Below are 11,381 nucleotides of genomic sequence, written 5' to 3' on the forward strand. Positions count from 1 at the left end.
GATGGCGCAAAATGCCAACAAAGCCGCATACGTATTCAATGCGGCCAGATCGGCCTGTTGCATTATTACGACAGGGTTGCTGCTTAACCGATGTGCGCAATGCCGGTATGCAGCAGGGAGAGGAGGAACCGCGCGTCTTGGTCGGCCAGAGAAAGCCCACATCGTTCGACATCGCGCAACTGGCGGGGGTGTCGCAGCCGACCGTCAGCCGGGCCCTGCGCGGCAGTCCTTCGGTGAGCGCAGCCACGCGCGCCCGGATCGAGGCGATCGCCAAGACGCTGAACTATACCGTCGACCGGGCCGCCTCCAATCTGCGCAGCGGGCAGACGCGGACGCTGGCGCTGTTGCTGTTTCGCGATCCCTCGCCGGGCCGCACGCTGATCAATCCCTTTTTTCTCGGTATGTTGGGCTCGATCATGGAGAGCTGTGCCGAGGTCGGTTACGACCTGCTGGTCTCGTTCCAGAATGTCGAGAACAACTGGCAGGCCGATTATGAGGACAGCCACCGCGCCGACGGGCTGATCCTGCTGGGTTATGGCGACTATGCCGATTATCGCGAGCAGCTGGACCAGCTGGTGGCGCGCGGCACCCATTTCGTGCGCTGGGGATCGGTGACGCCGGACCAGCCGGGGTTGACCATCGGATGCGACAATCATGCGGGTGCGCTGGCCGCGACCCGGCATCTGGTCGCGCAAGGCCGACGGCGTATCGCCTTTCTGGGCGACGCGACCGACCATTATCCCGAATTCCACGACCGCTATCGCGGCTATCGCGACGCGCTGGCCGAGGCGGACCTGCCTTGCGATCCCGCGCTTCAGGTCGGCGCGATCTCCAGCGAGGAGGAGGGCGAGCGCGCGGCGCGGGCGCTGCTGGCGCGGGGGCGGACGTTCGACGGGATCATGGCGGCCAGCGACCTGATCGCGCTCGCCGCGATGCGCGTGCTGGCGGAGGCGGGGATGCGCGTGCCCGCCGATGTGTCGGTGGTCGGCTTCGACGATATTCCCGCCGCCAGCTTTGCGCACCCGCCGCTGACCACCGTGTTGCAGGACGCCTCCGCCGCCGGGCGATTGCTGGTCCGCGCGCTGCTGGCGGAGATTGCGGGCAAGCCGCGTGTCACCGCGCTGCTGCCCGCGACGTTGGTCGTTCGCGGATCGAGCATCCGGCCATAAAAACAAATAAAACAGATGATTGGGACAGGATATGGAGAAGCCGCGTCAGGGCTTTTGGGGCTTGTGGAACACCTCGTTCGGCTTTTTCGGCATCCAGATCGGCTTTGCCCTGCAAAATGCCAATGTCAGCCGCATTTTCCAGTCGCTGGGCACCGCCGAGAAGGATCTGGCGTTTCTGTGGATCGCGGCTCCGCTGACCGGGCTGCTCGTCCAGCCGGTGATCGGTCATTATAGCGACCGGACCTGGGGGCGTTTCGGGCGGCGGCGGCCCTATTTCCTGGCGGGGGCGGTGCTGGCGACGCTGGCGCTGGTGGCCATGCCCAATGCCGGTGGGCTGGTCGCGGCGGCGATGCTGCTATGGCTGCTCGACGCGTCGCTCAACGTCTCGATGGAGCCGTTCCGCGCCTTTGTCGGCGACATGCTGCCCGGTCGGCAGCGAACGGCGGGCTATGCCTTCCAGACCGGGTTCATCGGCGCGGGCGCGGTGCTGGGATCGCTGGCACCGATGGTGCTGACCGATGTCTTTCACGTCGCCAATGTCGCCGGACCGGGCGAGGTGCCTCCCTCGGTGCGCTATGGTTTTTATATTGGCGCGGCGGCGCTGTTCGTCGCGGTGATGTGGACGGTCCTGACCACGCGCGAATATTCGCCCGAACAGATCGCCGCCTTTGCCGATGACGATGCGCAACAGGCCAGCCATGGCGATGCCCCGCCGTCGCGCGCCATGGGGGCGGCGCCGCTCTGGATCGCGGCCGGGCTGGCGATCGTCGCAGGCGTCGGCGGGCTGGGGCTCGACAAGCCGGTCTATCTGCTGGGCGGCGGGCTGGTCGCCTTCGGCCTGGCGAAGATCGTCAGCGCCGCGCTGGTGCGCAGCGGGCGCGGCGGCAACGCGCTCAGCCAGATCCTCGCCGATCTCGGCGCGATGCCCGTGACGATGAAGCGGCTGGCGCTGGTCCAGTTCTTCACCTGGTCGGCGCTGTTCATCATGTGGATCTATACCACCCCGATCGTCGCCGACCGGGTGTTCCATACCAGCGACCCGAGCAGCGCGGCGTTCAACGAGGGCGCGAACTGGGTCGGGGTGCTCTTTGCGGTCTATAGCGGGGTGGCGACGCTCTGGGCCTTTGTCCTGCCCCGGCTGGCGCGGGCGATCGGGCGGCGCAACACGCATGTCCTGGGGTTGCTGTGCGGCGCGGCGGGGTTCGCCTCGTTCCTGGTGATCCGCGACGCCTGGTGGCTGCTCGGCGCGATGGTGCTGGTGGGGATCGCCTGGGCGTCGATCCTGACCATGCCCTATGCGATCCTGTCGGCGGCGCTTCCGGCCGAAAAACTGGGTATCTACATGGGGTTGTTCAATATCTTTATCGTGCTGCCACAGCTGATCGTGTCGTCGGTGATGGGCGCGGTGGTCGGGCATTTCTTTCCCGGCAACCTGGTCTGGGCGATGGCGATCGCGGCGGGGGTCATGGTGCTGGCGGCGGCGGCGATGCTGCGGGTGGCGCGCGACGCCTGATCAGCGGGGCAGGGTGATCGTCGCCGCCAGCCCGCCCTCGGGCCGGTTGGCCAGGCGGATATCGCCCCCCGCCTCGCGCACGATCGACCGCGCCAGCGCCAGCCCCAGCCCGATCCCGCCGGTATCGCGGTTGCGCGAATGCTCCAGCCGGATGAAGGGGTCGAACACCGTCTCCAACTGGTCGACGGCGATGCCGGGGCCGCGATCGGCGACGATGATCGCGATCCGGTCGGGCAGCGCGTCGATGCGGACATCGGCGGAGTGACCATATTTGACCGCATTCTCGATCAGGTTGCGCACCGCGCGCCGCATCAGCGAGGGCCGCAGCTTCAGCCGAAGCCGCCCGCGCTCCTCGAAGCTGACATCCTGCCCCAGATCATGGAAATCGGCGACCACGGCATCGACCAGCGCGTTCAGGTCGACATCGGTTTCCGCCTCGCTGGGCCGCCCGACGCGCGCGAGCGAGAGGATGTCCTCCAGCGTCTTGTTCATCTCGGCGATGGTATCGGCCATGCGCAGCCGGTCCTGTTCGTCCTCGACCGACTCGATCCGCACGCGCAGCGCGGCCAGCGGGGTACGCAGGTCGTGGCCGATCGCGCCGAGCATCCGGTCCTTCTCCTCCAGCATCGCGCCGATCCGCAGGCGAAGGGCGTTGAACGCGGCGATCAGCGCGGACACGTCCAGCGGGCCCTGTTCGGGCATGGGCTCGCCCTTCTCACGCGGATCGAAGCCCTCTGCGGCACGGGTCAGGTCGCGCAAGGGGCGCGAGATGCGACGCCCGATCCACAGCACGGGAAGCAGGATGACGCCGTAGAGGATCAGCGTCTGCGCGATCAGCCGCCAGACCAGGAACAGGCCATCATGCGGCCAGAAGGATCGCGTGACCAACCAGCCGCCGCCCTTGCGCTCGACCGCGATCAGCAATTCCTCGGCGGGGATGCGGCGACGGTCGCCCCGGCGGCGGGGCCAGTCGAAATCCTCCGGGTTGAAGGGGCGCACGCCGGTCACCACCCGAACGACGGGATGGCCGGTCTCGGCAAGCCCGTCGCGGATCAGCGCCTCGACCTCCTTCACGCGCGGCAGGTCGGGGCGGATCGGATTGTTCGCCGAGGCCCGCACCCGCCCGCGATCGGGGGGAAGCGGCTTGCCGCTGGCGGCGCGCTCGATGGCGTCGTTCAGTCGCGCGATGGCGGGGCCGGAGGTCTGTTCGAGCTGGAGGCTGCGCCGCTCGCGCAGGAGCAGCGTGAAGCTGATCGCCTGCGCCACGAACAGCGCGATGGCGAGCAGCAGCGCCATCTGCCCCGCCAGCCGACGCGGCCAGAGCCGGACGGTCATCGGTGGGCGGTCACAGGCGGGTGACTTCGGCGGCCAGCGTATAGCCGCCGCCCCAGACCGTCTTGATGATCTCGGGCGATTTGGGATCGGTCTCGATCTTGCGGCGCAGGCGGCTGACCTGATTGTCGATCGCGCGGTCGAAGGCGGCGGCCTCGCGCCCTTGCGTAAGGTCGAGCAGCTGGTCGCGGGTCAGCACCTGGCGCGGGCGGCTGACCAGCGCGAGGAGGAGGTTGTATTCGCCGGTCGACAGCATCACCGACACGCCCTCGCGATCGACCAGCGACCGCTCGCCTGATTTCAGCACCCAGCCCGCAAAGGCATAGGAGCCGCTGTCGGGCGCATGCAGCCGCGCGCCACCGGACTGGGTCCGGCGCAGCACGACCTTGGCGCGGGTCGCCAGTTCGCGCGGGGAGAAGGGCTTCACGACATAGTCGTCCGCGCCCATCTCCAGCCCGACGATGCGGTCGGTTTCCTCGGCACGCGCGGTCAGCAGGATGACCGGCACCTCGCTGGTTGCGGCGATATGGCGGCAGAGCGACAGGCCGTCCTCGCCGGGCATCATGACGTCGAGGATGACGAGATCGATCGCATAGGCGGCCAGCCGCGTCCGGGCCGAGGCGGCATCGCCCGCCTGGGTCACGCGGAAACCCTGTTTGGTCAGATAGACGGCCAGCGGCTCGCGGATCGAACGCTCGTCGTCGACGAGCAGCAAATGCGGCGTATCGGACATGATCTCTGGGTCTAGCATGGCGGGCGCGGCTCGCAAGCGGGGCGGCCGTTGGGAGAATCGGTCGCCCCGCCTGACGGCTCAGTGGTCCTGCGGTGCAGGCTGAGGGGGAGGGGGCAGGTCGCCCATACGGTCATGGCCGAAGCGGCGGCCGCCGAAACGGGGCGCGGCGGCGCGTTCCGTCGCGTCGATCCTGCCGTCGTGATTGGTGTCCAGCCGGTCGAACATGGCGAGCGCGCGCGCCCGGAACGCATCGGCGGTGATCGGTCCCGGTGCGGGCCGACCGGGGCGCTCGCCCTTGGGGCGCTCACCATGGGGGCGGGGCCCTTCGGGGCGGCGCTGCTGCCATTCGGCGCGACGCCGGGCGTGATAGGCCTGCATTTCCTCGGGCGTGACGGTGCCGTCATGATCGGCATCCATGTCGGCGAAGCGCCGGTCGGCGTCGGCGATGGCGGCGGCGCGGGTGATATTGCCGTTCGCGTCGGGGCGCGCCCCCATCATGCCGCTGGGCGGGGGAGGGGGCATGTCGCCTTGGGCATAGGCGGCGGTGCTGCCGAGCAGCGCGGCGAGGGAAAGGCCGATCAGGGTCTTTCGCATGGAGGAAGCATTCCTTCTGGACGGAAGGGCCATTCCCTCCGGTCATGCCCCCTTGTCGCGCCGTCCTGTCACCGGATCATGTCGCGCCGCCCGGCATATTGTCGCAAAATGTGCGGGGAGGGCGGGGCGTCAGTCCAGCAGCCGGTCGTCGAACAGGCCGTAGAGGATGGTCGAGGCATAGAGTGCGATCGCATGCGGCCGCTCCATGGTGCTGGCCCATTTGCGCATGTCGAAGGCGGCGTTCTGGAGCGCCATCAACGCCTGTGCGGCGATCAGCGCATCGACTGGGCGCATCGAGCCCTCGGCCACCCCGTCCATGATCGTCCCCGCATAGCGGCGGGCGATCCGGTTGGACCGTTCGACCATCGCGGCGCGCTCATCCCCCGCCAAGCTGGACAGCGCCGAGGTGCGCAGCAGCGGCCCGCGCTCGGCGAACTGGATGTCGAGCAGCGTGGCTATCGCGCTCGACAGCCGGTGCCAATGGCTGCCCCCCGCCGCATCGGCCAGTTGCTGCGCGCCGGTGATCGTGTCGAAGCTGCGGCGATAACAGGCGGCGACCAGATCGTCCTTGGCGTCGAGATGGTGGTAGAAGCTGCCCTTGGTCACGTTCAGCTCGGACGCGATCCGCTGCACGCTGGCGCCGCGATAGCCGAGCTGATTGATCAGGCGCGTCGCCGCCAGCAGGAACGCCTCGCGCCCCGGCTCCGACGCGCTGGCCCGGTGCTGTTCCAGGTCGAGCAGGGTGGGGTGCCAGGCCGATCCCCGTGCCGCGACGCCATGGGTCAGCACGTCGAGCAGCCGCGCCTCGACCCGGTCATACTGGTCGGGTTCGTACCGGCCCAGCCATACGGGCAGCCAGAAGGTGTTTTCGAGCAGGACATGCGCCCGCGCGCCGTACAGATCGGTATGCGCGCGGCTGGCGGGCGTACCCCACAGGCTGCGCGTGGCGCGGAAGACCTTCTGCCACCCGGCCATCAACCGGCCGCGAATGGGCTCCTCCATCGCGCGCAGGTCCGACAGCACGGCGAAGGGCGTTTCCTCCCCCCGCTCGATCCGCGCCAGCCGGGCCATGTTGATCGAGACATAGCGCGCGACCCGCGCCTGCGGCGTCGGCTCCTCGGCGGCGGTCGCCAGCATCTCCAGCAGCCGCTCGAGCGTGTTCTCGAACGCGGCGGCGGCCAGTTCCTCCTTGCGGCGGAAATAATAGGTGACGCTGGTGGTGTTCAGCCCGACCCGGCGCGCGACATCGGCGAAGGTCATGCCCTTGGCCGACTGTTCGTTGATCGCCTGCGCCGCCGCCGCCAGGATGGCGTCGCGCTTCTGGCGATAGCGTTCGGTATTCAGCCCTTCGCCGACGGGCATCGCGGTCATCGCGTCGAGTTCCTCATGGTCGTGTAACGGGGTCGTGTAACGGCCGATTAGAAGAAAAAGTGTCGCCGGTCATCGCCCTTCTTGCTGTTTCGCGGGGCAGGTGGGGCAGGGACGGCGGCGTTTCCAAAGATCGGGTATGTCCGGCGGGCCTTCAGTCGCGCAGCCGGATCAGCCCCTCCTGCGCGACGCTGGCGACCAGTCGGCCCTCCGCGGTGAAGATGCGCCCCCGGTTGAACCCGCGCGCATGGCCCGCCCAGGGGCTGTCGGTGGTGTAGAGCAGCCACTGGTCGGCGCGGAACGGCTCGTGCAGCCACAGCGCGTGGTCCAGGCTGGCGGTCTGCATATTGTCGATCAGCCAGTTCACCCCGTGCGGCAGCGTCGAGGTGCCGAGCAGCGCGAAGTCGCTGGCATAGGCCAGCACCGCGCGGTGCAGCGTCGGATCGTCGCCGATCGGCGCCACCAGCCGGAACCAGATCGCCTGGGTCGGCTCGCGCGGTTCGGGCTGGAGCAACTGGCGCGGATCGACCGGGCGCAGCTCGATCGGACGCGGTCGGCTGAGAAAGGCGCGGATCGGTGCGGGAACCCGGTCGCCCAGCGAGGCCAGCAGATCCCGTTCGGATGCCAGACTGTCCGGCATCGGGACATCGGGCATCGCGTCCTGATGGTGCAGCCCGTCCTCGGGCGTCTGGAACGAGCAGGCGAGGTTGAGGATCGGCTTGCCCTTCTGCATCGCGATCACGCGCCGCGTCGCGAAGCTGCGCCCCTCGAAATCCCGCTCGACCCGGTAGATGATCGGATAGCGTTCGTCGCCTGCGCGCATGAAATAGGCGTGGAGCGAATGCGCCGCGCGCGGGGCGTCGGTCGAGCGTTGCGCGGCCTGGAGCGCCTGCGCGATCACCTGTCCGCCAAAGACCCGGCCTTCGCCGCCCGGTCGGCGGGCACCGCGATACAGATCGGTGTCGATCTCCTCGACGTCGAGCAGGGCGACCAGCCCCCTGGCAAGCGCTTCGGGCGAGGGGGCGGAGGGCTTGGCATGGTCCATCCGCCCTTGATGGATTCCGCTAACGTAAACGTCAATGGAGCGGCGGGTAAAAGATACTATCGCGCCCTTGGGGTGCCCGCTACACAGTCCGCGTCGACGAGAAGATCGGGAGATGGCGATGGAAGTCTTGAACGAAGATGGCGCCTCGGAGCGTGCCGAGCTGCACTTCCTGGCCGCGTTGACCGATGAATTGATGCGGCACCTGATGGATGCGGGTGTGTTGAACCGCACCCAGCTCCAGTCGATCGAGAATGCGGTCGCGGAGCGGACGGGCGGGATTCCCCGCGCCTGGTGACGGCACCGCCGCCCTCCGCTGGCGGCAGGGCGCGCACCCATGCGCGACGCATGACACAAACGTCATGAAACGGCGCGGTTAGCGGCTTTTCAGCTTGGGGAAAGCCGCTAACGTGACCGGATGAGTGACGCGCAAGATGACGAGGTCGGCTTGGGTCGGCCGGTCGGTGATTCGATCCTGGGGGTGCCGGTCGGCATGGGGCAGCGCGATGCGGTGCGGATCGCGATGCGCCGCGACCGGCTGCTCGCCGGGCTGACCCTGACGGCGGGGGCGGGCTTCATCCTGGCGCTGCCGTTCGCGCTGAAGGAAGGGGCGGAGTTCTTCCTGCCGCTGACCACCGCGCTGGTCATCGCGATCGCGCTGGTGCCGATCCTGGAGTGGCTGGAGCGGCGTCGCGTGCCGTCGCCGCTCGCCGCGTTGCTGTGCGTTCTGCTGTTCCTGATCGTCGCCAATATCGCGCTGGCGGCGATCGTGGTGCCCGCGACCGACTTTTTCCGCCTGCTGCCCAGCCGGATCGGGCGGATCCAGGACAATCTGGCGCCGTTGCTCGATCTCTATTCCAGTCTCGAACGCTATGTGAACAAGGCGTTGCGGCAGGTCGCCACGACCCCGATCCGCCAGGCGCAGACGGCGGCCGTCTCGCCGCCCAGCTCGATCCTGGAACTGGCGGCGACCTCCGCGCCGGGGCTGATCGTCCAGTTCCTCTTCGGCGTCCTCGTCGTCTTCTTCGTCCTGTCGGGCTGGACCCGGATGCGGCGCGAGACGATTCGCGGGCGGACGAGCTTCGACGGCGCGATGGCGACCGCGCGGGTGATCCAGGACGTGGTCGACGACGTGTCGGCCTATCTGGGCACCATCACCATCATCAACCTGGCGCTGGGCGGTGCGGTGGCGGGGGCGCTGTCGCTGTTCGGCATGCCCTATCCGCTGATGTGGGGCGGTATCGTCGCGCTGCTGAACTATATCCCCTATTTCGGGCCGGTGATCGGCGCGCTGCTGCTGGCGGTGGGCGGGCTGATGACGTTCAGCGACATCTGGGTCGCGCTGGCGCCCCCCGCCATCATGTACGGCATGCATCTGGTGGAGGCGAACTTGATCACCCCGCTGATCGTCGGGCACCGCCTGACCATCAGTCCGATCCTGATCCTCGTCTCGCTCAGCTTCTGGGGATGGGTGTGGGGGACGCTGGGCGCGCTGCTGGCGGTGCCGCTGCTCATCATCCTCCAGACCGTGCTCAAGGCGGCGGGCAAGCCCGACATTGCGGGCTTCCTGTTCGAGCATGGAACGCTCACCCATCTCGACCGCGACAGCGACCCGGCGGACGTTCCGCAAGAAAAATGAAATGATGCGTTGACAGGTCGGGAACGCTCGCCTAGTTGGCGCGCCTCGACGCTTTCAGCGGGTGTAGCTCAGTTGGTTAGAGCGCCGGCCTGTCACGCCGGAGGTCGCGGGTTCGAGCCCCGTCACTCGCGCCACTCTCCTCGGAGAATGGCTGAAAATATCGAAATCCCCTCTAGGGGCCGATGCCGATTTCGGTTGGCATCCCATGGCTTTCAAGCGGGTGTAGCTCAGTTGGTTAGAGCGCCGGCCTGTCACGCCGGAGGTCGCGGGTTCGAGCCCCGTCACTCGCGCCATCCTTCGGGATGGCGCTTTTGTTTTCAGCATAGACATTGCCGGTTTGGTTGTGATCGCAGGGCATGCGCTTCGACTTCGCTCAGCGTGAACGGGCGCTGGTCTTCGTGGCCGATGGCTCCCCGGAAAACCCGCCTCCTGCGCCCATCCCTCCGTTCCGCCTGAGCGAACGGTGTTGGGGAGCGAGGATGCGGTGGCAGGTGCAGGAGGCAGGGCCGGTTCCGCGGCGCCCCCTCAGCTCCGTCCACCCTCCATCCAGCGAAGCAGCGGCTTCATCGGCGTGATCCATGCGATCCCCGCGACGACATAGAAAAGCAGCTGCAACACCCAATGCCACCGTCCGACCACGCCGGACAGGCTGGCGACCAGCATCGCCCAGACGATGATGATCGCGACGATCAGCAGCATTCCTGCGGGTTTGCGCCAGCTGGGGGTCATGGGACGATCCATTCCGATTCGGTGGCGATGGCGTGGAGCGGCACGTCCCAGCTGTCGGGCGTCAGTTCCCCGATCTCCTGCACGCTCCAGGCGATGCCGACCCGCCAGGCGTCGGGATGGGCCGCGAAGGCGCGGTCATAATGCCCGGCCCCCTGTCCCAGCCGATTGCCGCGCCGGTCGAAGCCGACCAGCGGCGTCAGGATGATGTCGGGGGCGCATTCGGGGGCGTCGGGGGAGGGCTGGTGAAGCCCGAAGGCGCCGATGGCCAGATTTTGCCCCTGCGACCACCGCAGGAAGCGGATCGGGCTCGCCCGGTCCACCACATGCGGCAGGGCGATCGTTGCGCCCGCGTGCAGCGCCGCCTCGACCCACAAGGCCGGATCGGCCTCCGACCCCAGCGGGCGATAGGCCGCGACGATCTGTCCGGGCAGCAGCCGGTCGAGAAAAAGGCGTGCCACCGGCAGCAGGCCGGGGCCATGCGCGTCGCGGACGCCGCGCATCCGGGCGCGCAGGGCACGTTTGTCGGTCATGTCAGAAGAAAGCGGGTGGCGGGACCGCCATGGCCGTTTGCCGTAATATCCACCGACGCCCAATACGTCAGGTGGGGACCATGTACGTCGGACCAGGGTCCGGGCAGGGACAGCCCCCTTGGATGAAGAATAGCCTCAGGGATTATCGTGGCTCGTACCGGGCAGAGCCCGCCGCCGACCCATGTAGGCGAGGACTCCGCGTTACTCAAGGGCGGCCGTTCCCGGATCGCCCTTCTTCGTCCAGCGCATCGGCCAGCCCCTCCAGCCGCTCGGCGATCCGCGCGAGCGCGGCCTCGCTGACCGCGGCTCCGGCGGGCGGGCGCCGCTCGGCCTCCTCCAGCGCGTCGGCCAGCATCAGCGAGACGAAGAGCAGCGCCCGTTCGCCATTATGTCCGCCCGAGGCACGCAGCGCGGCCGACCAGCGCTGGTCGAGCATCTGGCCCAGCATCCGGACGCGCGCCTCGCCGCCGTCCTGGCAATAGACGGTGTGCGGACGGTCGCCGACCAGGATCGTCACCTCGGCCATCAGGCGGCGCTCCCCCGGCTGATCACGTCGTCCAGCGCGGTGACCGCGTCGGCCATGCGCGCCTTGAGCGCGGCATGACGGCGGGCGAGCGCGTCTTCCTTGGCCGCGCGGGTGCGGATCGCCTGTTCGATACGGGCGATCGCGCGGTCGATCCGCTCGACGGAGGAGAGGACATCGTCGACAATGGGTTCGGGCATGAATGCGGC

General features: G+C 68.3%; 13 protein-coding genes and 2 tRNA genes. 6 read left to right on the forward strand and 9 right to left on the reverse strand.

All coding sequences use genetic code 11. The features are described 5' to 3' along the window. Positions 1–107: 107 nt before the first annotated feature. Together QE360_RS12010 and QE360_RS12015 are read left to right on the forward strand one after the other, a co-directional pair. Positions 108–1,169, forward strand: a complete 1,062-nt coding sequence (locus tag QE360_RS12010) for a LacI family DNA-binding transcriptional regulator (RefSeq protein WP_405052680.1) — start codon at positions 108–110, stop codon at positions 1,167–1,169. 31 nt (positions 1,170–1,200) lie between these two features. Further along, complete coding sequence (locus QE360_RS12015) at positions 1,201–2,682, forward strand: MFS transporter (protein WP_309701815.1); 1,482 nt, start codon at positions 1,201–1,203, stop codon at positions 2,680–2,682. On the opposite strand, the gene QE360_RS12020 is transcribed toward QE360_RS12015, so the two are convergent. From QE360_RS12020 to QE360_RS12040, 5 genes are all read right to left on the reverse strand, one after another. After that, positions 2,683–4,017, reverse strand: coding sequence for an ATP-binding protein (locus QE360_RS12020; RefSeq protein WP_309701817.1), 1,335 nt, complete (start codon positions 4,015–4,017; stop codon positions 2,683–2,685). It abuts the gene before it with no gap. 10 nt (positions 4,018–4,027) lie between these two features. Further along, positions 4,028–4,747 carry a response regulator gene (locus QE360_RS12025; RefSeq protein WP_309701819.1) on the reverse strand — a complete coding sequence of 240 codons (720 nt, stop codon included), beginning with the start codon at positions 4,745–4,747 and terminating at the stop codon, positions 4,028–4,030. A 78-nt stretch (positions 4,748–4,825) separates the two neighbouring features. Further along, entirely contained in the window at positions 4,826–5,341 is a 516-nt protein-coding gene (locus tag QE360_RS12030; protein WP_309701821.1) for a ca2+ sensor protein, read from the reverse strand. Between the two features lie 129 nt (positions 5,342–5,470). Beyond that, positions 5,471–6,712, reverse strand: coding sequence for a TetR/AcrR family transcriptional regulator (locus QE360_RS12035; protein ID WP_309701823.1), 1,242 nt, complete (start codon positions 6,710–6,712; stop codon positions 5,471–5,473). 151 nt (positions 6,713–6,863) lie between these two features. Then, a complete protein-coding gene (locus tag QE360_RS12040; RefSeq protein WP_309701825.1) occupies positions 6,864–7,754 on the reverse strand; it encodes an acyl-CoA thioesterase II in 891 nt (296 codons plus the stop codon). Between the two features lie 112 nt (positions 7,755–7,866). Between QE360_RS12040 and QE360_RS12045 the strand changes: the two genes are divergently transcribed. From QE360_RS12045 to QE360_RS12060, 4 genes are all read left to right on the forward strand, one after another. Continuing rightward, positions 7,867–8,049, forward strand: coding sequence for a hypothetical protein (locus QE360_RS12045; RefSeq protein WP_309701828.1), 183 nt, complete (start codon positions 7,867–7,869; stop codon positions 8,047–8,049). Positions 8,050–8,244: 195 nt separating this feature from the next. Further along, positions 8,245–9,390, forward strand: a complete 1,146-nt coding sequence (locus QE360_RS12050) for an AI-2E family transporter (RefSeq protein WP_309704150.1) — start codon at positions 8,245–8,247, stop codon at positions 9,388–9,390. Between the two features lie 57 nt (positions 9,391–9,447). Continuing rightward, positions 9,448–9,524, forward strand: a tRNA-Asp gene (locus QE360_RS12055). An 82-nt stretch (positions 9,525–9,606) separates the two neighbouring features. Beyond that, positions 9,607–9,683 (forward strand) — tRNA-Asp (locus QE360_RS12060). Positions 9,684–9,915: 232 nt separating this feature from the next. On the opposite strand, the gene QE360_RS12065 is transcribed toward QE360_RS12060, so the two are convergent. The 4 genes from QE360_RS12065 to QE360_RS12080 form a co-directional block, all read right to left on the reverse strand. Then, positions 9,916–10,119 (reverse strand): DUF2842 domain-containing protein, encoded by a 204-nt coding sequence (locus tag QE360_RS12065; protein WP_309701830.1) that lies wholly within the window; start codon positions 10,117–10,119, stop codon positions 9,916–9,918. Then, entirely contained in the window at positions 10,116–10,649 is a 534-nt protein-coding gene (locus QE360_RS12070; protein WP_309701831.1) for a 5-formyltetrahydrofolate cyclo-ligase, read from the reverse strand. The genes QE360_RS12065 and QE360_RS12070 overlap by 4 nt, the downstream gene beginning before the upstream one ends. Before the next feature lie 205 nt (positions 10,650–10,854). Next, a complete protein-coding gene (locus QE360_RS12075) occupies positions 10,855–11,175 on the reverse strand; it encodes a cell division protein ZapA (protein WP_307099741.1) in 321 nt (106 codons plus the stop codon). Next, positions 11,175–11,372: a hypothetical protein gene (locus QE360_RS12080; RefSeq protein WP_307099739.1), complete on the reverse strand. Its 198-nt coding sequence runs from the start codon at positions 11,370–11,372 to the stop codon at positions 11,175–11,177. Before QE360_RS12080 ends, QE360_RS12075 begins: the two co-directional genes overlap by 1 nt. Between the last annotated feature and the right edge of the window lie 9 nt (positions 11,373–11,381).

Origin of the sequence: Sphingomonas sp. SORGH_AS_0789 (genome assembly GCF_031453055.1) — a bacterium.
Classification (GTDB): domain Bacteria; phylum Pseudomonadota; class Alphaproteobacteria; order Sphingomonadales; family Sphingomonadaceae; genus Sphingomonas.